Raw genomic sequence first — 22,473 nt, 5'->3', positions numbered from 1 at the left:
TCCGCGCGAGCTACGAAGCGGGCTGAACGCCGGACAGCTGAGCAAGTGCGCCCCGGATGTCGCGAATCATCGCTCCGGGGCGCCGGTACACGTCGCTCGCCGTGAACCGCAGAATCCGGCGCACTTCCCCGCACGACATCAGGTCGTTGAAGCGAGCAATATCCCGCTGGTGCTGTGCCCTGCTGCCGTGCCACCGGTAGCCCTCGATCTCCACTACCAGCCCCTGCGCCCGGAAGAAGAAGTCCGGGTACGCCCGCCGACCCATCGGGGTGGTGAGCAGCACCTGCGAGGCAGGGTGCAGTCCCGCGTCGTGCATCCGCAGGCGGGCGATCGTCTCCGCCGGTGACCCCGCCTTCGGGTCCGCCAGCGCCAACCACTCCCGTGCGGTGGCCGTACCGCGCATGGCAGACCCCCGCTCCAGGGCTCGGGCGATCTCCCCCAGCGTGGTCAGCGGCGCCCTACGCCGCTCCCCGCCCCCGTACCGGCTGGGCCGCCCGCTCACCGCCGACTCCACCGCCACCAGCGCGTCGTCACGCGGCCCGGCCCGTAAGAGGTCTGCCATGGTGCGTACCACGGTGGTGCCCCTCAGCCCGCCCAGGGTTGTGGTTTCGTCCGCGCCGAGCGGCAAGCGGTGCAGCACGCCACCGCGAACGTCCGTCCTGCCCTTGGGCGGCCCGGTGAACTCCACACGCGGTGCACGGGTTTCGATGTCGTGGAGTACAGCCGCTGCCGTATGGCTGACGACGAGGCGCGCATGCGCCAGTTGGTTCGCCCACAGCAACGCCATCGGGTCGACTCCGCGCCCGGGCTCCACCCACACACCTGCACGAAGCTGTGTCCACCCCTCCGCGCGGAAGCGGCGGTTCAGCCGCCCGCGCTTCCAGCCGCCTGCCAGCGCCTGGGCAGTCAGCACCACCCCGCCCTGGGCAGCGGCCAGCCTGGCGAGCAACACCGCATCCCCCGTCCCCGTCATCTCCCCACAGTGCCGTAGGGTCCTGCTCTCGCGCTGGGCCTGTGGATAACGGGTTTTGCGGTGAGTTTGCGTCACCAATGTGGCAACACGGTCCATGAACGGCGGCACAAACCCACCGCCAACCCCCGGCTCACCCGGCCAGGCGGTCGAACCTCCCCGCCTTGGCGGCCCGTATGAAGGCCGCGAGGGGGCGGGGAGTGGTGGTGAGGACGGTCCTAGGGGCGTCGCTCTCGCGCAGGTGTATGCCGCCACTCTCGGCGGTGGCGAGTTCGACGCAGTTGTTGTCCGGCCCTGTCCCCGAGAAGGAACTCTTCCGCCAGCCGGTTCGGTGCATTCTCCTGGCCCCTTACAGCTCTCGTGCGATGCGGTGGATGAAGGCTCGCGAGTCCTCGGCACTCATCGCAGACGACTCAACGGTACGCAGAAGGGCCCGGTAGTGCTCCAGTTGCGCCTCGGCGTGAAGGAAGTCGATGCCATGGAAGTGATCGATCTGCGCCGTGTCCAGCTGAGGCACCGGACCTGCCGCGTACGTCATTGCGTACCCCATACCCGCGAACCCTTCGGCAGAGAAGGGAACCACACATACGGTGACGCCCGGGAGTTCGGAGGTCTCCAGGATGTGCTCCAGCTGTTCACGGGCCGCCTTGCGGTCACCGACCCTCATCAGTAGCGCGGCTTCGTGGATGATCGCCGTGAACTCCGGCGGGTCGTCTCGCTCCAGCACATTCCGGCGCCTCAAGCGGAAGTCGATGACCGCCTCAAGGTGGTCCGAAGCGTGGTTCAAACGCGCGTAGGTGAACAGAGCCCGCATGTACGGCTCCACTTGGAGCAAGCCCGGGATGTGCACCACTTGCAGGGCTCGCATACGCCGGGAGTGCCACTCCATTGCCGCGAGGTCCAGAGACATCGGGGCAAGCGTGCCGCGGTAATCCTCCCACCAGCCACGGACCCGCTCCGTCGCCATTGCGGCCAGCGCATCCACCAACGCGCGGTCCGCACAGCAGTAGTGATCAGCCAGCGTGCGCAGCCGCTCCGCACTGACGCCGATACGGCCGACCTCCATGTGACTCATCTGCATGGGGCTCACGCCGAGGCGCCCAGCAGCCTCCCGCGCGGTCATACCCGCACGCTCCCGCATCTTTCGCAGCTCTGCACCAAGGCGCTCCTGTCGAGCGGTGGGATTACTCCTCGGCGGCATGCATGTACTCCCTGTGACTCAACATCTGCGGCGCCACGATGCCATGACTCGACCCATTCGGGCGAACTTGCCGGACTAGGTTGCACCGTTACTAGGTAGCACCCTACGTTACGTATCGCACTGCTCACCCAACGAAGCAACCGGCCAGCCGGAAGCGCACCGTCATGCCCGCAAACGCAGGGCGGCGGCATTGACACCGGTCGGCCCGTCCCATCGCGCCAGCAGGAGGCCCCTATGCCCCTCGTCACGCCACCCGTCGCCCCGTTCGAGTACTGCCTCCACATCCCGCACGACCCCCGGGCCGTCGGCGTGGCCAGAGCCTCCCTCCGTACCGCCCTCACCGCTCATGAGCTACCCGAACTGGTCGAGCGTGCCGAGCTGTTGGCGAGCGAGATGCTCACCAACGCCCTCGTGCACGCGGGCGGCGAGGCCGATCTGCGGCTGAAGTGGTCCGCCGAGACGTTGCGGATGACCGTGTGGGACTCCAGCGTGGCCCCACCCGGCCTCCGCCCGCTCACGGCGGGCGGCGAGAGTGGGCGCGGGCTGCACTTGCTGCGGCTGCTCGCCGACCGGTGGAGCCACTACCCGCTGACGGGTGAGCGGTGGGGGCCCGCGTCCAAGGTCGTCTGGTGCGAGATCACCAGAACGCCGCCCGCCGCGTGGGCGTAGACCGTACGGTCAGGGCGCCGTGAGGGCGACGCGGCGGAACTCGACGGACTCGATGGTGACGCCGGGGGCCGAGGCGCCCAGCAGCGGGGCGGCGGCGCGGGCCCGCTCCTCGTCCTCGAAGGTCAGGATCGACAGGCCCCGACCGTCCACGGGCTCCAGCCACTGGCCGGAGACGAAGCCTGGTGCGGCGGTGAGCTTGGGCAAGATGTCGTTCATGAGCGCGGCGGCAGCCGCAGAGGCCTGGGCCGGGTCGATCGTGAGGGTGACGAGGGCTGCGTGCATCGGGGTCTCCTGCGGTGGAATGCTCCGTTCAGCAGATAGGACACTCCAGCGGCCCGGAACTCATCCCGGCCCGGTCACCCCTGGCGCGGGCCGGTGATCTCCTCCGTGATCCCGAAGCCCTTCGCCGGGCCCTCCGGAATCTCCACCACGGTGCCGTACGGGACACGGGTCTCGGCGGCGTACGTCCCCTCGTCCGGGGAGGGGGAGGTCAGCACGGTGACGGTGCCGTGGTTGTCGTGGTCGTCGATCAGGACGTAGACGGGGATCCCGGCCCCTGCGTAGGCACGGCGCTTGCGCACCCGGTCGCGCTGCTGGTTCTCGTGGCCGGGGGAGACCACTTCGACGACGAGCTTCACGGCGGAGGCGGCGAAGCCGAGGCCGTCCTCGGTGACGAACTCCTCGTCCTCCTGGGGCGCGACGAACAGATCCGGCACCCATGCCTTCAGGCCGTGGATGACATTCCAGTCGTGGTGGACCGCGTAATCGCCGTCTTCCAGGTACTTCTCGAGCAGCCGCCGCAGCCGGTTGATGATGCGGGCATGGCTGGAACGTCCGGTTGGCGACACCTCGATGAACCCCTCGACAATCTCCGCGCGAAAGCCCTCGGGGAGTTCCAGGGACTTCCACGCCTGCCACAGGGCCTCATCGAGCGAGATCGGGGACATGGCCTCGGGCACCTCCGTCGTCGTAGGCGCCTCATGGGCGAGTGCGGTCATGGCGCAGCACCTCCTCCTCAAGTGTGGGCCAAGAGTGCCCTCGTGGCACAGGCAGGCAACGGCCTCACGCTAGAGATACGAAAGGCCCGACGACCTGGGATTCGGTCGCCGGGCCACTCGATCGGATGAGTTTGGAAACGGAAGAAACGGTCCGGGCGCTACTCCGGGCGCTTGGGGCGCCAGACCACCAGGGCGCTGCTCTGCTGGACGTCCTGGTAGCGGACCAGGTCGCGGCGGTAGGAGGCGTGGACCTGGGCCTCGCGCTGCTGCATGGCCGTCGCGGCGCCCTCGACCGCGGCCTGGAGCTCGGCGACCCGGGACTGGAGGGCCGCGACCTGGTTCTCCAGTTCGATGATGCGCTTGATCCCGGCGAGGTTGATGCCCTCGTCCTGGGACAGCTGCTGGACCTGGCGGAGCAGCTGGATGTCGCGCGCGGAGTACCGCCGGCCGCGGCCGGCGGTACGGTCGGGGGAGACCAGGCCGAGGCGGTCGTACTGACGCAGGGTCTGCGGGTGCAGCCCGGAGAGCTGGGCGGCCACCGAGATGACGTAGACCGGCGAATCCTCGGTCAGCTCATAGGGGTTACGGGGTCGGCCGGCGCCCCTGCCTCCGAATCCTCCTCGGCCGTCCATCTCATGCTCCCTTCGCGGCCTTGAACAGCTCCGCCCGTGGGTCCTCTCCCACGGTCGCCTCGCGATACGACTCCAGCGCGTCACGCGCCGGGTCGCTCAGGTCCTTCGGCACCGTGACCTCGACGGTGACCAGCAGGTCCCCGCGGGTGCCGTCCTTGCGCACCGCGCCCTTGCCCCGGGCGCGCATGGTCCGTCCGTTGGGCGTGCCGGGCGGCAGCTTCAGGGTGACCGGCGGGCCGCCCAGGGTCGGGACCTTGATCTCGCCGCCGAGCGCCGCCTCGGGAAGGGTGACGGGCACGGTGACGGTCAGGTTGTCGTCCTTGCGGCCGAAGACCGGATGCGGGTCCACATGCACGACCACGTACAGATCGCCGGCCGGGCCGCCGGTCTCGCCCGGGGCGCCCTTGCCGCGCAGCCGGATCCGCTGGCCGTCGCTGACCCCCGCGGGGATCCGGACCTGCATGGTGCGGGCGGAACGGGCCCGTCCGCTGCCCTTGCAGGTCTCGCACGGGTTCTGCGCGATCAGCCCGCGGCCGCGGCACTCCACGCACGGGTCGGTGAGCGAGAAGCCGCCCCCGCCGCCCCGGCTGACCTGGCCGGTGCCGACACAGGTCGGGCAGACCCGCGGGGTGCCGTCCCGGTCGCCGGTGCCCGAGCACGCCTTGCACGGGGCCTGGCTGGACATCCGCAGCGGGACCGTGGCCCCCTCGACGGCCTCGGTGAAGCTGAGCGTCACCTCGGACTCGATGTCCTGGCCCCGGCGCGGCTGGGCGCGGGTGGTGCCGCCGCGGCCGAACAGCCCGCCGAAGACATCCCCGAGCCCGCCGCCGAAGCCGCCGGCGCCGCCACCGCCGCCGCCCTGCGCGCCGCCGCCGAAGAGGTCGCCCAGGTCGAAGTTGAAGCTGCCGGTGCCACCCGGTCCGCCCGGCCCGGGGCGGAAGCCCCCGTTGCCGAACAGCGCGCGGGCCTCGTCGTACTCCTTGCGCCGCTTGGGATCCCCGAGGATGTCATTGGCCTCGGAGATCTCCTTGAACCGGTCCTCCGCCTTGGCGTCGCCCTTGTTGGCGTCCGGGTGGTACTCGCGGGCGAGCTTCCGGTACGCCTTCTTGATCTCCGCCTCGGTGGCGTCCTTGGGGACGCCGAGAACTTTGTAGTAGTCCTTCTCCACGAAGTCCTTGGTGCTCATCCCCGACGTCCCTCCTCTCCTGCTGCTCTCGCGGTCACCGTCACGTCAGCCCTCTTCCGGGCCACCGCTCTCCTCGTCCGGCGCCGCGGTCTCGCCTTCGCCCTTGCCGGCGGCGGCGCCCGGCTGGGGCTCGGCGACGGCGACCCGCGCCGGGCGGATCGTGCGCTCGCCGATTCGATACCCCGGCTGGAGAATCTGCACGCACGTGGTCTCGGTGACATCCGGCGCGTACGAGTGCATCAGGGCCTCGTGGATCAGCGGGTCGAAGGGCTCGCCCTCCTTGCCGAACTGCTGGAGGCCCAGCTTGGCCACCACCGCTTCCACGGAGTCGCCCACCGACTTGAAGCCGCCGACGAGCTCGCCGTGGTCACGGGCGCGGCCGATGTCGTCGAGCACGGGCAGCAGCTCGGACAGGAGGCTCGCGACCGCGATCTCCTTGACCGTCACCCGGTCCCGCTCGACCCGGCGCCGATAGTTCTGGTACTCCGCCTGGAGCCGCTGGAGGTCGGCCGTCCGCTCATTGAGCGCGGTACGGACCTGGTCCAGCTGTGCCTGAAGGGCTACCTGCTCGAGGTCCCCGGCCGGGGCCGCCGGGCCCGCCTTGTCGGCGGACCCGGCGCCCTTCGCCGCGTCATCAGGGGTCTTCGCGGCTTCGGAGGGGACATCGGGCTGCTCCTCGAAGCCCGGGGTCTCCTCCGTCACGCGGCACCACCCTGACCCTTGTCGGCCTTGTCGTCGTCGACGATCTCGGCGTCCACCACATCGTCATCGGCCTTGGCCTGGCCGCCCGCGGCACCCGCCGCACCGTCGGCGCCGGCGGCACCGGCGTCGGCCGCGCCCGCCTCAGTGTTGGCGTACATGGCCTGGCCCAGCTTCTGGCTGACCGCGGCGACCTTCTCGGTCGCGGTGCGGATCTCGGCGGTGTCCTCGCCCTTGAGCTTCTCCTTAAGCTCGGTGAGGGCCTCCTCGACCTCGGTCTTGACCTCGCCCGGGACCTTGTCCTCGTTGTCCTTGAGGAACTTGTCCGTCTGGTAGACCAGCTGCTCGGCCTGGTTGCGGGTCTCGGCGGCCTCGCGGCGCTTGTGGTCCTCCTCCGCGTACTGCTCGGCCTCGCGCATCATGCGGTCGATGTCGTCCTTCGGCAGCGCGGAGCCGCCGGTGACGGTCATCTTCTGCTCCTTGCCGGTGCCGAGGTCCTTCGCGCCGACGTGCATGATGCCGTTGGCGTCGATGTCGAAGGTGACCTCGATCTGCGGCACGCCGCGCGGGGCCGGGGGCAGGCCGGTCAGCTCGAACATCCCGAGCTTCTTGTTGTACGCCGCGATCTCGCGCTCGCCCTGGTAGACCTGGATCTGCACGGACGGCTGGTTGTCCTCGGCCGTGGTGAAGATCTCCGAGCGCTTGGTCGGAATGGTCGTGTTGCGCTCGATCAGCTTGGTCATGATGCCGCCCTTGGTCTCGATACCGAGGGACAGCGGGGTGACGTCCAGCAGCAGGACGTCCTTGACCTCACCCTTGAGGACACCGGCCTGGAGGGAGGCGCCGATGGCGACGACCTCGTCCGGGTTGACGCCCTTGTTGGCCTCCTTGCCGCCGGTCAGCTCCTTGACGAGCTCGGCGACGGCGGGCATACGGGTCGAGCCACCGACCAGGACCACGTGGTCGATCTCGGACAGCGAGATGCCCGCGTCCTTGATGACGTTGTGGAACGGGGTCTTGCAGCGCTCCAGCAGGTCGGAGGTGAGCTGCTGGAACTGGGCGCGGGTGAGCTTCTCGTCCAGGTGCAGCGGGCCCTCGGCGGACGCCGTGATGTAGGGCAGGTTGATGGTGGTCTCGGACGAGCTGGAGAGCTCGATCTTCGCCTTCTCAGCGGCCTCGCGGAGGCGCTGAAGGGCCATCTTGTCCTTGGACAGGTCGACGCCGTGGCCGTTGTTGAACTGCTTGACCAGGTAGTCGACGACACGCTGGTCCCAGTCGTCACCACCGAGGTGGTTGTCACCGTTGGTGGCCTTGACCTCCACCACTCCGTCGCCGATCTCCAGCAGCGAGACGTCGAAGGTGCCGCCACCGAGGTCGAAGACCAGAATGGTCTGGTCGTCCTTCTCCAGCCCGTAGGCGAGCGCGGCGGCAGTAGGCTCGTTGACGATACGCAGGACGTTGAGGCCCGCGATCTCACCGGCTTCCTTGGTCGCCTGGCGCTCGGCGTCGTTGAAGTACGCCGGGACGGTGATGACCGCGTCCGTGACCTTCTCGCCGAGGTACGACTCCGCATCCCGCTTGAGCTTCTGCAGGATGAAGGCGCTCATCTGCTGCGGGTTGAAGTCCTTGCCGTCGAGGTTGATCTTCCAGTCGGTGCCCATGTGGCGCTTGACCGAGCGGACGGTGCGGTCCACGTTGGTCACCGCCTGGCGCTTGGCGACCTCGCCGACCAGCACCTCGCCGTTCTTCGCGAACGCCACAACGGACGGCGTGGTCCTGGCGCCCTCGGCGTTGGTGATGACGGTGGGCTCACCGCCTTCGAGAACACTGACGACGGAGTTCGTCGTACCCAGGTCGATGCCGACCGCACGTGCCATTTCGGGATCCTCCAGCTACAGCATTGAGTGGAACAGGCTCAAGCGTGCATCAGCCGCTCTGCCGCTGTCAACAGACCTGAGTCGACAGGGCTCAAGTTTTATATGAGGCTTATGCCCAAGCGGGCGTGGAAGCGGGAGAGGAGGGGCCAAGTGAGGGAGGGTAGGGGCCAAATGAGCGACACAGATCACCGGCTCGTCGACTACATGGGCGCCCGTCCGGGCGGGTAATCTCGGTCAAGCCACATTAAGTTACTGCTTAGTAATCAAGTACTGCTTAGTAATCCAGCTCTCGCAGGTTCGAGGAGCCCCTTATGCAACTCGCCGCGATCATCGTGTCGCTGGTCCTCACCGCGGTCGGCGTTGCCCTGCTCGGCCGGGCCGTCGCACAGTTCGTGCGCTTCTTCAAGCTCGGCGCGCCGGTCCCGGCGGGGGTCAGGACCGACAATCCCTGGCAGCGCAGCGTGACCCTGGTCCGCGAGTTCCTCGCGCACACGCGCATGAACAAGTGGGGCGTCATCGGCGTCGCCCACTGGTTCGTGGCGATCGGCTTCCTGACCCTGCCACCGACCATCATCAACGCCTATGGCCAGCTCTTCCAGGCGGACTGGACGCTGCCGGTCCTCGGCGGCTTCCTCCCCTACGAGCTGTACATCGAGTTCATCGGCACGATGACCACCCTGGGCATCCTGACGCTGATGGTGATCCGGCTGCTGAACCTGCCCAGCCGGGCCGGGCGCAAGTCCCGGTTCACGGGCTCCACCGCCTGGCAGGCGTACTTCGTCGAGTACGTCATCCTCATCATCGGCCTCGCGATCATGGCGCTGCGCGGCACCGAGGGCGCGCTGCACCACGTAGACCATTACGAGCCCGCGTACTTCGCCTCGTATCCGCTGGTCCAGCTCTTCGACGGGCTCAGCGTGGACACGGTGCAGAACCTGACCTACTTCTTCGCGATGATCAAGCTGGGCACGACCATGATCTGGATGATCACGGTCAGCACCAACCTCGACATGAGCATCGCCTGGCACCGCTTCCTCGCCTTCCCCAACATCTGGTTCAAGCGGGAGTCCAGCGGCGAGGTGGCGCTCGGCGCGCTCCAGCCGATGGTGAGCGAGGGCAAGCCGATCGACTTCGAGGACCCGGACGAGGACGCCCAGTTCGGCGTCTCGCAGATCGAGCACTTCTCCTGGAAGGGCATCCTCGACTTCTCCACCTGCACCGAATGCGGCCGCTGCCAGTCGCAGTGCCCCGCCTGGAACACCGGCAAGCCGCTCTCGCCCAAGCTGCTGATCATGTCGCTGCGCGACCACAGCCACGCCAAGGCCCCGTATCTGCTCGCCGGTGGCGGCAAGACGGCCGAGGGCGAGGAGAAGGCGAGCGAGGAGCAGCTCGCCGAGGTGCCCGCGTCCGCGCTCGCGGAGGCCGAGCGGCCGCTGATCGGCACGCTCGAGGAGAACGGCGTCATCGACCCGGACGTGCTGTGGTCCTGCACCACTTGCGGGGCGTGCGTCGAGCAGTGCCCGGTGGACATCGAGCACGTCGACCACATCGTGGACATGCGCCGCTACCAGGTGATGATCGAGTCCTCGTTCCCGTCCGAGGCGGGCACGATGCTCAAGAACCTGGAGAAGAAGGGCAACCCCTGGGGGCTGGCCAAGAAGCAGCGGCTGGCGTGGACCAAGGAAGTCGACTTCGAGGTGCCGGTCGTCGGCAAGGACATCGAGGACCTCACCGAGGTCGACTACCTTTACTGGGTCGGCTGCGCGGGCGCCCTGGAGGACCGGGCCAAGAAGACCACCAAGGCCTTCGCGGAGCTGCTGCACATCGCGGGCGTCAAGTTCGCGATCATGGGCGGCGACGAGGCGTGCACCGGTGACTCCGCCCGCCGGCTGGGCAATGAGTTCCTCTTCCAGCAGCTCGGCCAGCAGAACGTCGAGATGCTGAACATGGCCTTCGGCGAGGACGATGAAGACGAGTCGTCCAAGAAGCCGAAGTCGGCGAAGAAGATCGTCGCCACCTGCCCGCACTGCTTCAACACGATCGCCAACGAATACCCGCAGCTGGGCGGCGAGTTCGAGGTCATCCACCACACCCAGCTGCTCCAGCACCTCATCGACGAGGGCAAGCTGATCCCGGTCACCCCGGTCGAGGGTCTGATCACCTACCACGACCCCTGCTACCTGGGCCGCCACAACAAGGTCTACACCCCGCCGCGCGAGATCATCGCCAAGGTGCCGGGGCTGCGGAACGAGGAGATGCACCGCCACAAGGAGCGCGGCTTCTGCTGTGGCGCGGGCGGCGCCCGGATGTGGATGGAGGAGCGGATCGGCAAGCGCATCAACAACGAGCGCGTGGACGAGGCGCTGTCCCTCAACCCGGACATCGTCTCCACCGCCTGCCCGTTCTGCCTGGTGATGCTCACCGACTCCGTCAACGGCAAGAAGAACGACGGCGTGGTGAAGGAGGAGCTCCAGGTCGTGGATGTGGCGCAGCTGCTCCTCGACTCGGTGAAGACCCCCGCCGAGCCGGAGGGCGACGGCGAGTCGGCCGAGGCCCCGGAGCCCACGCCGGTGAAGTGACGCCCCCGTGTCGACCATGACGAGGCCCGCCCGCGCACTGCGCGGGCGGGCCTCGCTTCGTACGTCTACGGCCTCGGCCTGCCGTGCTTCGACAGCGGCAGCGTCTGCTCGGTCCAGATGACCTTGCCGTCCGCGGTGTAGCGGGTGCCCCAGCGGTCGGCGAACTGCGAGACCAGGAAGAGCCCCCGGCCGCCCTCGTCCGTCGTCCCCGCGTACCGCAGATGCGGGGAGGTGCTGCTGGTGTCGAAGACCTCGCAGATCAGGCTGCGGTCGCAGAGCAGCCGCACCCGGATCGGGCCGGTCGCGTAGCGGATCGCGTTGGTGATCAGCTCGCTGAGGATGAGCTCGGTCGTGAACGCGACGTCGCCCAGATCCCACTCCGCGAGCTTCCGGGCCACCGCGGCACGCACCTCGGCCACCTGCGCCGGATCGGACGGCACCTCCCAGTCGGCGGTCAGACCGGGCTCCAGCACCCTCGTACGGGCCACGATGAGCGCGATGTCATCGCTCGGGCGATCGGGCAGCAGCGCGTCCAGCACCGCCGTACAGGCGTCCTCAGGCGTCCGGCCGGGGTGGGCAAGGGCGCCGCGCAGCATCTCCAGACCCGTTTCGATGTCCCGGTCGCGCTTCTCGATCAGCCCGTCCGTGTAGAGCACCAGATGGCTGCCCTCGGGCAGCTCCAGCTCCGCCGTCTCGAACGGCAGCCCGCCCAGGCCCAGCGGCGGTCCCGCGGGAAGTTCCAGGAACTCCACCGAGCCGTCCGGACGCACCAGCGCGGGCGGCGGATGACCGGCCCGCGCCATCGTGCAGCGCCGCGTCACCGGATCGTAGATCGCGTACAGACACGTGGCCCCCGTGATGCCCTCACCGCCACCGCCACCGCCACCGCCACCGCCGCCGTCGCCGTCCAGCCCGCCAGGGCCCTCGTCCTGGTCGATCCGGGCGATCAGGTCATCGAGGTGGGAGAGGATCTCGTCGGGCGGCAGGTCGAGCGTGGAGAAGTTGTGCACCGCCGTCCGCAGCCGCCCCATCGTCGCCGCCGCGTGCAGACCATGCCCGACCACGTCCCCCACCACCAGCGCCACCCGCGCCCCGGGCAACGGGATGACGTCGAACCAGTCGCCCCCGACCCCCGACTCCGCCGGCAGATAGCGGTACGCCACATCCAGCGCGTTCTGCTCCGGCAGCATCCGGGGCAGCAGACTGCGCTGGAGGGTCACCGCCATGGTGTGCTCGCGGGTGTAGCGGCGGGCGTTGTCGATGCTCACGGCGGCCCGGGTGACCAGCTCCTCCGCGAGGGAGACATCGTCCTCCTCGAAGGGCTCCGGCTTCTCCGCGCGCATGAAGCTGGCCACGCCCAGGACGACGCCCCGGGCCCGCAGCGGGACCGTGATCATCGAGTGGATGCCGTAGTCCACGATCCGGCGGGCGTGCTCGGGGTCCTGCTCCTGCCAGCCGCCGAAGTCGCCCAGGACCGGCTCGACCGTGACCGCTCCACTGCGGAAGCCCCGGGCCTGGGGCGCGCTCGGGCCGAACTCGATCAGCATGCCGAGCGGGTAGAGCGGGCCGTCGTCCCGGATGCCACTGAGGGCCGTACGGCGCAGCACCGTACGGCCGCCGTCCGCGGCCGCCACGGCGGCCCACGAGCCCGCGTCCGGGGGCTCGCTGAGGCCCGGGACCCCGTCCGGGGGGTCGCTGAGGCCCGGGACCCCGTCCGGGGGGTCGCTGAGGCCCGGGACCCCGTCCGGGGGCTCGCTGAGGCCCGGGACCCCGTCCGGGGGCTCGCTGAGGCCCGACACCCCGTCCGGGGACTCGCTGAGACCCGACACCCCGTCCGGGGGCTCCTCGCCGCGCAGCACCGAGTCCGCGAGGTCCACCGAGACGTAGTCGGCGAACCGGGCCACCGCGTACTCCGCCAGCTCCTGGGCGGTGCGCACCACGTCCAGCGTGGTGCCGATGGAGACGCCCGCGTCGTACAGCAGCTTGAGCCGGTTGCGCGCGAGGTCGACCTTGCCGGACAGCGCGCGCAGCTCCGTGGTGTCGCGCAGGGTGGCGACGCTGCCGGGCGGGCCGCCGTCGCGGTCGGTGGGGCGGTGGCTGACGGACAGCAGCCGCTCACCGGCCGTATGGACCTCGTCGGTGGCGGGGCGCCCGGACGCCAGCAGCGCGGCGGTGTGCGGATCGAAGCCGAGCTCGGACACCAGACGGCCCTCGGCGTCCGACGGGAGGTCGAAGAGCCGGCGCGCCTCGTCGTTGGCCAGCACCAGCCGTCCGTCGCCGCCGACGATCAGCACGCCCTCGCGCACCGAGTGCAGCACCGCGTCGTGGTGCTCGTACATCCGCGTCATCTCGGACGGGTCCAGCCCGTGGGTCTGGCGCCGCAGCCGCCTGCTCACCAGGGCCGTGCCCGCCGTGGCGAGCGCCAGGGCGGCCGCCGCCGCGCCGAACAGCAGCGGCATCTGGTGGTCGGCCGCGCCGCTCACCTTCTTGATCGTGATACCGGCCGCGACCAGGCCGACGACCTTCCCCTGGGCGTCCTTGACGGGCACCACGGACCGTACGGACAGGCCGAGGGTGCCGGTGAAGGTCTCCTGGACCGTCCGGCCCTCGGCCGCCGGGCGGATGCTGCCCATGAAGTGCTTGCCGATCCGGGCGGGGTTGGGGTGGGTGTAGCGGATCCCCTGCGGCGTCATGGCCACGACGAAGTCGACGCCGGAGCCCTTACGGGCCCGCTCGGCGAGCGGCTGGAGCACGGCGCTGGGATCGCGGCCGCGCAGCGCGCTCACCATGCCCGGCGCGTTCGCGAAGCTCTCGGCGACCGCCATGGAGCGGTTACGGGCCTCCCGCTCGCTGTCGTAGCGGGACTGGAGGACGAGGGCCACTACGGCGGCCACGACCAGCAGCAGCACGACGCCGACCTGTAGGACGAAGACCTGGCCGGCCACGGTGCGCACCCCGCGCCCCGGGTGCCAGCGGGACCGCTGCCCATAGCCGCGGCCGGTGGGCGCGCCGGGACCGCCGCCGGAGCCGGGGCCGGATCCGGGGCCGGATCCGGGGCCCGGTCCGCGGCCGCTCCAGCCGGTGCGCACCGGCGGCCGGCCATGCGGGCTCAGCTGGGCGTACGTGCTCTGCCGACCCTGCGGGCCCCAGCGGGCAATGGGGGCCGGCGAGCCATGCGGATCGGCTTGATCGCGCTGATCCCACTGATCGCGCTGACCTTGCTCGTCTCGCTGGCCTTGCTGACCTCGCTCGTCTCGCTGACCTTGCTGGTCTCGCGGGTCTCGCCGACCTTGCTGGTCTCGCTGACCTTGCTGGTCTCGCGGGTCCTGTCGGTCCTGGTGGTCCTGCGTGTCCTGCTGAACGCGCCGCCCACGTCGCTCCCATGCCGAATGGGGCCCCTCACGCCGACCGCGTGGGCGCCAGTCGGTCATCGTGCGGGCCAGCGGAACCCGTGGTCGACCGAAAAGTCCGGCCATGTCGCTATTTCTAGCACCCTCGCTCAGCGGTGGGCGAGCGGCATCCTCCGCCGCCGGCCGCGCACTCCCGTCCGACATCGCGACTACACCCCGCCCGCGCCCTCTTTCACCGGTCTCGTCGCCTCACCCGTCATCCGCCCACCGTGCGTTAAGCACATGGTTGCCCCCGCTTTTCCGCATCAAAGTTCCCGCGCCGGACGTACCGATACTGGCCGTGAAGCATCCCTTCTCACAACGACGTTGCGAATTCCCTACAGGATCATGCCCAACACGGCATCCGTAAATGTCCTGGACGGCCCTTGTGCTCCAAAGGTCATCTTTACAGTCAAGCAGACTGATCGATCCCGCATCATCCGGAAGATCACCAAACGGCGGTCGGCGGGAGCACCAGGCATCACCCTTCGTAACGAAGTGCCGTGCCCCTTGGTCTCAGCCGCCCTGATGGGTTGCCTCAGTCGCCCTGATGGGTTGAGGTGGGCCGATGACGCCAGCACCTCCCCCCACAGCACCACCCGGCCGCGTCCCGGGCCCCCGACGCCGCTCCCTCCCCCGCATCCCCCGCGTCCGCCGCGCCTCCACCGCCTCAGCCTCCGCCTCTGCCGTCACTTCCGTCACCGCTTCCGTCGCCGCCGGTACGGCCTGTCTGGCGCTGCTGCTCACCGCCTGCGGCCCCGACGACGGCGCCGGGGGCCGGCGCGACGACTCCGCCGCCGGGTCCGTCATCACCCCCACCGCGACCGCGCCCGTCCCCCACGGCAAGGGCAGCCGGCTGCCGGATGACGTCAACGGCGACGGCTACCCCGATCTGCGCGTCCCCGTCCCGTCCGGCAAAGGGGGGCTGCCCAGCCGGATCGCCTTCGTCCACGGCTCGTCCCACGGCCTGAATCCCGCCACCCGGACCGTGCTCCGCCACCGCGACCTCGGGCTGCCGTCCAAGGACGTCACCGTCGCGGGCGCGACCGAGGTGGCCACGGCCGACCTCGACGGCGACGGCTACGCCGACGTCACCACGACGGCGGGCGAGGCGCTCGGCAAGCAGGAGACCGAGCGCACCCAGGCCACCGTCCGGACCGTCCCCTACATCTCCTGGGGCGGCCCCGGCGGCCCCCACCGCACCCGCTCCGCCGCCCGCGTCCAGCTGACCGGCCCGGACGACGGCGTGGACGCCCAGCGCCCCACCGTCGGCGACTTCAACGGCGACGGCCACCACGACCTGGCCCTGGTCCGCGCGGACCGGCACTCGCTGCTGGTGCTGTACGGGCCGTTCAACCGGGCGGGCAAGGCCGCCCGGACCGTGCCGTACGCGAGCCCGCTGGAGGGCCACGGCGAAATCGGCGATCTCATCGCCGACACCATCGCGGACACCGCCGACGGCCACCGCGCCACCGATCTGGTGGTGCACGCGGTCAACGACAACGACCAGTCCGGCTCCGCCCTCCTCACCGCCGGGTCCCACGGCCTCAGCCACACGAGCCGCGGGCTGCGCGAGGGCAACTCGATCGCCTTCGGCGACTTCGACGGCGACGGCCGCCGCGATGTCGCGGTCGGCGACAGCGGCACCCGTGACGACGAGCCGGGTGTGGAGACGGAACGGCCGGACGTCGGCAAGACGGTGAGCATCTACCACAAGGGGGCGGCGCAGACGTCCGGTTCGGTTCCGCGCCCCCTCAAGGTGCCCGGGATGTCGGGCACCCTGGCCGCCGCCGACACGGACGGGGACGGCACCGATGAACTGGCCGTCTCGCTCGGGCGGGGCGGCGTCGAGCTGCTCACCCTGCGCGGCTCCCACCCCGCGACGACCCGCGTCACCCGGCGGCATCTGCTGACCCGCGCGGCACCCGCCGCCGTGGACGGCAAGACCATCCGTAAGGACGAGCGCGCGGCCCGGCTCTACGGCGTCGCGGACTTCGATCACGACGGTAAGGATGAGGTCGTCCTGGCGTGGGGCCCCGGTCTGGCCTTCTCGCGGTACGGCGAACGTCCCGAGTGGTGGTGGATCACGGACGGCACGGCGGACAAGACGGCCTTCAGCAGCAAGCCGTTCGCGGCGGACAAGGACTAGGGCGCGGACAAGGACTAGGGCGCGGACTAGGACTAGGGCGCGGACTAGAACGCGGACAAGGACCAGGACGCGGGCCAAGGCGGGCGAGGGCCGGTCGGACACACCGGCGCTCCCCACTCCCCCACTGGGGGAAAACCCATAAGGGACCCCCTAAGGGATGTCACAGCTCGGCCGCAATGCCCGGTCCGCTCCCACAGCTCCCGTACCCGGCCCGCTACGACCGGGTACGTTCGAATGGTGGCTGGATTCAGGATCGGACGCGGACGGGACTCCCACTCCGCGCAACAAGGGCAGCGGCAGCGGCCGCCGCAGCCGCCGTACGGACAGAACGCCCCGTACGGCGGTCAGCAGCAGCCGCAGTGGCAGCAGCCCTCCTCACAGGGAGAGCCGGAGTATTTCGGCGGCCAGGACCCGCACTACGGCCCCGGGCCCGGGCAGGGCCCCGGCCCCGGAGGCTACGGCCAGGGGCAGAGACCGTACGGACAGGGCGGCGGCACGTACGCCGACGACAACTCGGGCCATACACAGCAGTTCAGCATCGGCGATGCGCCCGACGCGTACGACCCGTACGGCCAGGGCCCCGGTTCGTACGACGACGGCTACGGCGGGCAGACGTACCGCGCAGGCTCCTCCACGGCCCCGCCCGCCGGCCCCCGGCTGCACTGGCAGCAGCTGCTGAGCGGCATCGTGCTGCGCCCGTCGGCCACCTTCTGGCAGATGCGGGACTACGCGGTGTGGGGCCCGGCGCTGATCGTGACCTTCGTCTACGGTCTGCTGGCGGTCTTCAGCTTCGATGACGCCCGTAAGGACGTCCTCAACGCCCCCATGTCCAACAGCATCCCGTGGGTGCTCACCGCGGGCGTCGCCATGGTGATCAGTGGACTGATCCTGGGCGCCGTCACCCACACCCTCGCCCGCCAGCTGGGCGGCGACGGCACGTGGGCGCCGACCATCGGTCTGTCGATGCTGATCATGTCGATCACGGACGCGCCGCGGCTGGTGTTCGCGCTCTTCCTGGGCGGGGACAGCTCGCTGGTGAAGGTGCTGGGCTGGGTGACCTGGCTGGCGGCGGGCGCGCTCTTCACCTCGATGGTGAGCAAGTCGCACGACCTGCCGTGGCAGAAGGCGCTGGGCGCGTCGGCGATCCAGCTGATCGCGCTGCTGAGCCTGCTGAAGCTGGGAACGCTGTAAGGCGCTGTAGGGCCCGCACCACAGACCGCATGACCAAGGGGCCCGCACCGGCGGGCCCCTCATCTCAGGCGTCTCAGGGACCTCAGGCGTCTTAGGCATCGCGCCTCAGGACCTCAGGCATCGTGCCCCGTGTCAGGCGGTCGTGCTCGGTGTCAGGCGTCCCGCACTTGCCCCTCCCGCCGCACCACGGGCGGTTCCACGCTCCACGGGAAGTTGATCCACTGATCGGTACGCTGCCAGACGTACTCGCACTTCACGAGCGACTGGGACTTCTCGTAGATCACCGCGCTGCGCACCTCGGCGACCGTGCCGAGGCAGAAGTCCCGGACCAGCTTCAGCGTCTTGCCGGTGTCCGCCACGTCATCGGCGATCAGCACCTTCTTGTCGGAGAAGTCGATCACGTTGGGCACGGGCGCGAGCATCACGGGCATGTCCAAAGTGGTCCCAACGCCCGTGTAGAACTCCACGTTCACCAGGTGGATGTTCTTGCAGTCGAGCGCGTACGCCAGCCCACCGGCCACGAAGACCCCGCCGCGGGCGATGGAGAGCACTATGTCCGGCTCATAGCCATCTCCGGCGATCTTCTCCGCCAGCTCGCGGACCGCGGCCCCGAACCGCTCGTACGTAAGGTTCTCGCGCTGCTCACCCACGCCGCTCACACCTTCGTCCGGTGGAAGCTCTGGAACGACCGCGAGGGCGTCGGCCCGCGCTGCCCCTGATAGCGGGAGCCGTAACGGGCGGAACCGTAAGGATGCTCCGCGGGCGAGGTCAGCCGGAACATGCACAGCTGCCCGATCTTCATCCCCGGCCAGAGCTTGATCGGCAGCGTCGCGACATTCGACAGCTCGAGCGTGACATGCCCGGAGAACCCCGGGTCGATGAACCCCGCCGTGGAGTGCGTCAGCAGCCCCAGCCGCCCCAGACTCGACTTCCCCTCGAGCCGCGAGGCGATGTCATCCGGCAGCGTCACGACCTCGTACGTCGAGGCGAGCACGAACTCCCCGGGGTGCAGGATGAACGCGTCCTCACCCTCGGGCTCCACCAGCCGCGTCAGATCGGGCTGTTCCACCGCCGGGTCGATATGCGGATAGCGGTGGTTCTCGAACACCCGGAAGAACCGGTCCAGCCTTACATCGATACTCGACGGCTGCACCATCGCCGGATCGTACGGATCAATCCGCACCCGTCCGGCGTCGATCTCGGCCCGGATGTCCTTGTCTGAGAGAAGCACCCGAAGAGGATACGCACATCACCGGCGCCCCCACGGCACAGGCCCGGTCCCACCGGACCGGGCCCGCACCCTGCGGCTTCATCAGCTACCGCTCACCGCTTATCGGCTCCCACCGGCACCGCGTGCCGGAGCCGAGCGCAACGCGGACACCGCAGCAACCGGCCGGGGCCGATGCGATCGACGGTGAGGTGCTGCATCGGGAACGAGGAGGTGCTGAACACATGCCCTTCAGCACAACGGACGACGGTGCGCTCCATTGAGTCCCTTCCCCAAGAACGTGGACGGCGTGGACGACAAAAGCCACATTAGGGGATCAACCACCCACCACTCCACACGGCACTCCGCACCCCCACCGTACGCCCAACTCCCGCACCCCAACAGCCGCTTCCACCCCACGGACACCCCCGAAAATCCACCCCAAAACCACACCAAATCCCCCTCAAAACACCCCCGCCCCCACCCGACCTCAACCCCGACTTGGCACCGTCTTGGCTCCGTCCTGGCCTCGCCATGCCCTCGCCCGGACCGCAAACAGCACGAAGACCCCACGACGAATGCGCCGGGGGTCAGCCATGGGGTAAAGTGTCCGACGATGCGGCGCCAGAGATCGGGCGCCTCTCGCGGGTGTAGTTTAATGGTAGAACATGAGCTTCCCAAGCTCAGAGCGCGGGTTCGATTCCCGTCACCCGCTCCAGCACAAAGCCCCAGGCCAGCGGCCCGGGGCTTCTTTGTTGCCCTGGACCGCTGGCGTCTCCGGCGACTCCCGGCGACGCACCAAGCCCCAGCACAGCGCGATCACACTTGGGCCAAAGCGATCGAGACGCGTCGGGTGTTGTGTGGCGGACGAGGCGCGGGCGTAGGCTCGGCCCAGCGTCCGCAACAACGGCCATGCTCACGATGATCACTCAGACCGCCGCCCAGGAGACGTTCCGATGACCGAGCAGCCCTCCGCCCCCGACGGGCCCCTGATCCCCATGCCGGCGCTCACTCCGGCAGCGCTCCGCGCAGCGGTCGCCCAGATCGCCCCCGCCCAGTTGCCTTCCTTCGCCGAACACCTCGACCGCGCGGTCGAACAAGCCGCCACTCAGAGCACTATCGCTCCACTGCGCACCTTCCTGCTGTGGTGGGGAGAATTCGTTGCCATCGAGCGCTACCCCGCACGAGCGGCCCGCCTGCGTGAACTGGAGGCCGTAGCGGAAGAAGCAACGGACCGCGAGGCCCTGCACTCCGCACTCGCCGAGATGCGACAGATCACAGACGTGGCGCAGCGCGAGATCTCCGCGTGAGCGATAACTGGACCTGGGACTACGACCCCGATGCCGAGCATGTCGTAGGCGGCCTGCCGCACGAAGTCGTGGCCGAGGTAGAGCGCTTGGCTGAGCAGCTGACGGTCCTGGGCAGCGACGCCGTCGACGTCGGACGCGGAAACCCGCACGGCGGAGGTCTGCGGACACAGGACATTTTCGGAGGGCGGGGCTTCTTCATGTTCATGGCCCTGGAACGGCTCGAACTTGTTGTGATCACCCGCATCACATGGCTCGGCTAGCGTCCCCCGCACCAGAAGCGCACCAGATACGGCAGTCAACAGCGGTCAATGCCGGGAACTGCGAAAGGTCGGCGGCTTGCCGTCAGCCCTCGTTTGTGCTGGTCAGCAGGTAACTCAGCCGTGATCACCACGTGATTCCCAAGCTCAGAGCGCGGGTTCGATTCCCGTCACCCGCTCCACGACGAAGGCCCAGGTCACAGACCCGGGCCTTGTTTGTTGTCTAGACCGCGCTAAGCGTCTTACACCAGATCCGCGCCAGAAGGCCTCGCCTCTCCAACCGAGTGGACACACCGACCCTGCACGGCTCGACAACTCCGCACGGGAGAGGGCGGACTGCCCTTCGAGGCCCTCCGCAGCGCGTGTGGGGCTTCAGAGGGGTAGATCGTCAGGCAGGACGCGGAAGGCCTTGTGATGGCCGAGGGGGCGTACAGCGCGGAAGTCTCGGCGATCCAGGGTGAGGATCGCGTCGGTGTCGTAGTCGGCCGCCAGGGCGACGTTCACCACGTCGGTGAGATCCAGGTCGAGCGCCAGGTAGCGGGATCGTACGGTCTGGGCGATGCCGAGGTGGCCCTCAGTAATCTCCGGTACGGATACCCGGCCGCGGCGCATCCAGCCCCGGATGTCGTCGATCGCGCTCACCACGGCCTCGCGGCCCAGTTCGCGGGTGGCTACGTGGTCGAGCTCAGCAAGCAGCAATGGCGACATGACGAGCAGCCCGGCAGCCATGATGGCCTCCTGCGCCGCGGCATGCTCCGGGTGCGTGGAATCGAGCGCTGCCAACAGGCCGGAGGTGTCAGCGATGACGACGATCACGCAGCAGTTCCTGAACCGGTTTCGCGCTGGGCAGCGTCAGCAACGACATCACGCACCTCGCCCTTGGTAAGAGTGCGCCCAGGGCCGGGGAAAGTGCGGGAGAACAACGGCTCGTCCCACACGCGATTGGCCATGGCGGCAAGATGGATGCCCTGCCGGATGATCTCGGCCTCACTGATACCGCGACGCTTGGCGGCCTCCTTGATGATGGCGAGGTCTTCCGGGTCGGCATAGACATTGGTGCGCTTCATGGACATGTACCTAGAGTAACACATGTACCAAATTGGTGTATGCCAGCGTTCGATCCCCTCGGCGTAACACGCTGGTCGCTCCGTCTCGGCCGTGCCCGATGTGTGCCCGCTGGACCGGCGAACCAGGGTCAATCACGGTGTGAGGCCAGCCCGACGGGACTCGGCACTGCACCCGTTCCAGCAGGTGAGAGGCGGTTCCGCGCCCATCACTCTGTGATTCCCAAGCTCAGAGCGCGGGTTCGATTCCCGTCACCCGCTCCACGACGAAGGCACAGGTCAGCGACCTGGTCCTTGTTTGGTTTTCACGGGGACAGCCGTTCGCAGCCGGACTTCGATCAAACGCATACTGGAGTATGCTCGACTCATGTCCGCCACAACACGCATCACCGTCACCCTGCCCACCGAGCAGGTCGCCGAGCTGAGGAAGCTCACGGACAACGTGTCCGGCTACGTGGCGGAAGCGGTGGCCCGCCAGATCCGCCACCAACTCCTCGGCGACGATCTGCGGCGCCATCAGGAGGAACAAGGTGCCTTCACAGACGAAGAGCTCACCGAAGCCCGCGCCAAGATCTTCGGCGCCGCCGACCGTGCCGGCCGCACGGACGCCGCGTGAGCACACATCTTGAGACCGTCGTCCTGGACTCCCAGGGACTGTCCGCCTGGGTTGCCCAGGACCGCAAAGTTCTCGCGATGTTCCAGGTGTTCCACGGGATGGGAGCCGATCTCGTCATCAGCGCCAACACCATCGTCGAAGTCAGCCACTCGCGAGTGAACCTCCCACACCTGAACTGGGCCCTCTCCCGCGTCAAGGTCGAACCCGTCACCGAACAGGCCGCTAAGGCTGCCGCCGAACTACTCAAATCAGCAGGACTGCACGGGCACAAATACGCGCTCGACGCCACCGTCGCCGAGGCAGCACTACGCCAGCCGTCCCCAGTCGCCATACTCACCTCCGACACCGACGACATGGCCAAGCTCTGCAATGACCGCGTGCGACTGATCGCCCTATGAGGCGCGGGCCCCTCAGGACAGACAGATGCGTGGAGGACGACGCACCAGATCCGCACCAGATAGAGCGGTGACAGCGGTCAA

General features: G+C 69.1%; 23 protein-coding genes and 1 tRNA gene. 9 read left to right on the top strand and 15 right to left on the bottom strand.

The genetic code is table 11. From position 1 onward, the window contains the following. Positions 1-10: 10 nt before the first annotated feature. The 3 genes from KHP12_RS27875 to KHP12_RS27865 form a co-directional block, all read right to left on the bottom strand. Positions 11-973, bottom strand: a complete 963-nt coding sequence (locus KHP12_RS27875) for a PDDEXK family nuclease (RefSeq protein WP_211833872.1) — start codon at positions 971-973, stop codon at positions 11-13. 130 nt (positions 974-1,103) lie between these two features. Next, a complete protein-coding gene (locus tag KHP12_RS27870; protein ID WP_086883955.1) occupies positions 1,104-1,307 on the bottom strand; it encodes a DUF397 domain-containing protein in 204 nt (67 codons plus the stop codon). A gap of 12 nt (positions 1,308-1,319) precedes the next feature. Then, complete coding sequence (locus tag KHP12_RS27865) at positions 1,320-2,171, bottom strand: helix-turn-helix domain-containing protein (RefSeq protein ID WP_211833871.1); 852 nt, start codon at positions 2,169-2,171, stop codon at positions 1,320-1,322. A gap of 234 nt (positions 2,172-2,405) precedes the next feature. Here KHP12_RS27865 and KHP12_RS27860 point away from each other — a divergent pair, with 234 nt between their 5' ends. Continuing rightward, the gene (locus tag KHP12_RS27860; RefSeq protein WP_086883957.1) at positions 2,406-2,840 is read left to right on the top strand and encodes an ATP-binding protein; all 435 of its coding nucleotides are present in this window, start codon (positions 2,406-2,408) and stop codon (positions 2,838-2,840) included. Between the two features lie 9 nt (positions 2,841-2,849). Here KHP12_RS27860 and KHP12_RS27855 read toward each other — a convergent pair whose 3' ends face one another. The 6 genes from KHP12_RS27855 to dnaK form a co-directional block, all read right to left on the bottom strand. Then, positions 2,850-3,122 (bottom strand): hypothetical protein, encoded by a 273-nt coding sequence (locus tag KHP12_RS27855; RefSeq protein ID WP_086883958.1) that lies wholly within the window; start codon positions 3,120-3,122, stop codon positions 2,850-2,852. 74 nt (positions 3,123-3,196) lie between these two features. Next, complete coding sequence (locus KHP12_RS27850) at positions 3,197-3,838, bottom strand: Uma2 family endonuclease (protein WP_086883959.1); 642 nt, start codon at positions 3,836-3,838, stop codon at positions 3,197-3,199. Between the two features lie 158 nt (positions 3,839-3,996). Next, entirely contained in the window at positions 3,997-4,470 is a 474-nt protein-coding gene (locus KHP12_RS27845) for a heat shock protein transcriptional repressor HspR (RefSeq protein WP_051573184.1), read from the bottom strand. 1 nt (position 4,471) lies between these two features. Then, positions 4,472-5,656 (bottom strand): molecular chaperone DnaJ, encoded by a 1,185-nt coding sequence (dnaJ, locus tag KHP12_RS27840; protein ID WP_086883960.1) that lies wholly within the window; start codon positions 5,654-5,656, stop codon positions 4,472-4,474. A gap of 45 nt (positions 5,657-5,701) precedes the next feature. Then, positions 5,702-6,358: a nucleotide exchange factor GrpE gene (grpE, locus tag KHP12_RS27835; RefSeq protein WP_086883961.1), complete on the bottom strand. Its 657-nt coding sequence runs from the start codon at positions 6,356-6,358 to the stop codon at positions 5,702-5,704. Further along, the gene (gene dnaK, locus KHP12_RS27830) at positions 6,355-8,232 is read right to left on the bottom strand and encodes a molecular chaperone DnaK (protein WP_086883962.1); all 1,878 of its coding nucleotides are present in this window, start codon (positions 8,230-8,232) and stop codon (positions 6,355-6,357) included. Before dnaK ends, grpE begins: the two co-directional genes overlap by 4 nt. A 311-nt stretch (positions 8,233-8,543) precedes the next feature. Here dnaK and KHP12_RS27825 point away from each other — a divergent pair, with 311 nt between their 5' ends. After that, positions 8,544-10,811 (top strand): (Fe-S)-binding protein, encoded by a 2,268-nt coding sequence (locus KHP12_RS27825; protein ID WP_211833870.1) that lies wholly within the window; start codon positions 8,544-8,546, stop codon positions 10,809-10,811. Positions 10,812-10,876: 65 nt separating this feature from the next. Here KHP12_RS27825 and KHP12_RS51375 read toward each other — a convergent pair whose 3' ends face one another. Both KHP12_RS51375 and KHP12_RS27810 read right to left on the bottom strand, forming a co-directional pair. Beyond that, positions 10,877-13,900: a SpoIIE family protein phosphatase gene (locus KHP12_RS51375; RefSeq protein ID WP_372455233.1), complete on the bottom strand. Its 3,024-nt coding sequence runs from the start codon at positions 13,898-13,900 to the stop codon at positions 10,877-10,879. A gap of 20 nt (positions 13,901-13,920) precedes the next feature. Further along, positions 13,921-14,184, bottom strand: a complete 264-nt coding sequence (locus KHP12_RS27810) for a hypothetical protein (RefSeq protein ID WP_211833869.1) — start codon at positions 14,182-14,184, stop codon at positions 13,921-13,923. 584 nt (positions 14,185-14,768) lie between these two features. On the opposite strand from KHP12_RS27810, the gene KHP12_RS27805 reads away from it, so the two are divergent. Beyond that, positions 14,769-16,349, top strand: a complete 1,581-nt coding sequence (locus tag KHP12_RS27805) for a VCBS repeat-containing protein (protein WP_211833868.1) — start codon at positions 14,769-14,771, stop codon at positions 16,347-16,349. Positions 16,350-16,583: 234 nt separating this feature from the next. Further along, positions 16,584-17,540, top strand: a complete 957-nt coding sequence (locus KHP12_RS27800; protein ID WP_107471809.1) for a Yip1 family protein — start codon at positions 16,584-16,586, stop codon at positions 17,538-17,540. 152 nt (positions 17,541-17,692) lie between these two features. On the opposite strand, the gene KHP12_RS27795 is transcribed toward KHP12_RS27800, so the two are convergent. Next, entirely contained in the window at positions 17,693-18,190 is a 498-nt protein-coding gene (locus KHP12_RS27795; protein WP_211833867.1) for a phosphoribosyltransferase, read from the bottom strand. A 5-nt stretch (positions 18,191-18,195) separates the two neighbouring features. Continuing rightward, on the bottom strand, positions 18,196-18,771 hold the full coding sequence (gene dcd / locus KHP12_RS27790; protein WP_037954192.1) for a dCTP deaminase: 576 nt from the start codon (positions 18,769-18,771) through the stop codon (positions 18,196-18,198). Between the two features lie 620 nt (positions 18,772-19,391). Here dcd and KHP12_RS27785 point away from each other — a divergent pair. The 3 genes from KHP12_RS27785 (at position 19,392) to KHP12_RS27775 (ending at position 20,317) form a co-directional block, all read left to right on the top strand. Then, a tRNA-Gly gene (locus KHP12_RS27785) sits at positions 19,392-19,465 on the top strand. 238 nt (positions 19,466-19,703) lie between these two features. Continuing rightward, positions 19,704-20,057, top strand: coding sequence for a hypothetical protein (locus KHP12_RS27780; RefSeq protein ID WP_086884270.1), 354 nt, complete (start codon positions 19,704-19,706; stop codon positions 20,055-20,057). Continuing rightward, positions 20,054-20,317: a hypothetical protein gene (locus KHP12_RS27775; protein WP_086884271.1), complete on the top strand. Its 264-nt coding sequence runs from the start codon at positions 20,054-20,056 to the stop codon at positions 20,315-20,317. The genes KHP12_RS27780 and KHP12_RS27775 overlap by 4 nt, the downstream gene beginning before the upstream one ends. Before the next feature lie 369 nt (positions 20,318-20,686). Here the strand turns inward: KHP12_RS27775 and KHP12_RS27770 are convergent, their stop codons facing one another. Both KHP12_RS27770 and KHP12_RS27765 read right to left on the bottom strand, forming a co-directional pair. Then, positions 20,687-21,130, bottom strand: coding sequence for a PIN domain-containing protein (locus tag KHP12_RS27770; RefSeq protein WP_086884272.1), 444 nt, complete (start codon positions 21,128-21,130; stop codon positions 20,687-20,689). Then, on the bottom strand, positions 21,127-21,387 hold the full coding sequence (locus KHP12_RS27765) for a ribbon-helix-helix domain-containing protein (protein WP_086884284.1): 261 nt from the start codon (positions 21,385-21,387) through the stop codon (positions 21,127-21,129). The genes KHP12_RS27770 and KHP12_RS27765 overlap by 4 nt, the downstream gene beginning before the upstream one ends. A gap of 358 nt (positions 21,388-21,745) precedes the next feature. Here KHP12_RS27765 and KHP12_RS27760 point away from each other — a divergent pair, with 358 nt between their 5' ends. Together KHP12_RS27760 and KHP12_RS27755 are read left to right on the top strand one after the other, a co-directional pair. Beyond that, the gene (locus KHP12_RS27760; RefSeq protein ID WP_086884273.1) at positions 21,746-21,994 is read left to right on the top strand and encodes a type II toxin-antitoxin system CcdA family antitoxin; all 249 of its coding nucleotides are present in this window, start codon (positions 21,746-21,748) and stop codon (positions 21,992-21,994) included. Beyond that, positions 21,991-22,392 (top strand): PIN domain-containing protein, encoded by a 402-nt coding sequence (locus tag KHP12_RS27755; RefSeq protein ID WP_086884274.1) that lies wholly within the window; start codon positions 21,991-21,993, stop codon positions 22,390-22,392. Before KHP12_RS27760 ends, KHP12_RS27755 begins: the two co-directional genes overlap by 4 nt. Positions 22,393-22,473: the final 81 nt, after the last annotated feature.

Source organism: Streptomyces asiaticus (assembly GCF_018138715.1).
Taxonomy (GTDB): domain Bacteria; phylum Actinomycetota; class Actinomycetes; order Streptomycetales; family Streptomycetaceae; genus Streptomyces; species Streptomyces asiaticus.
Note: the sequence above shows the minus strand (reverse complement) of the source record. Positions and strands in the feature narration are given on the sequence as shown.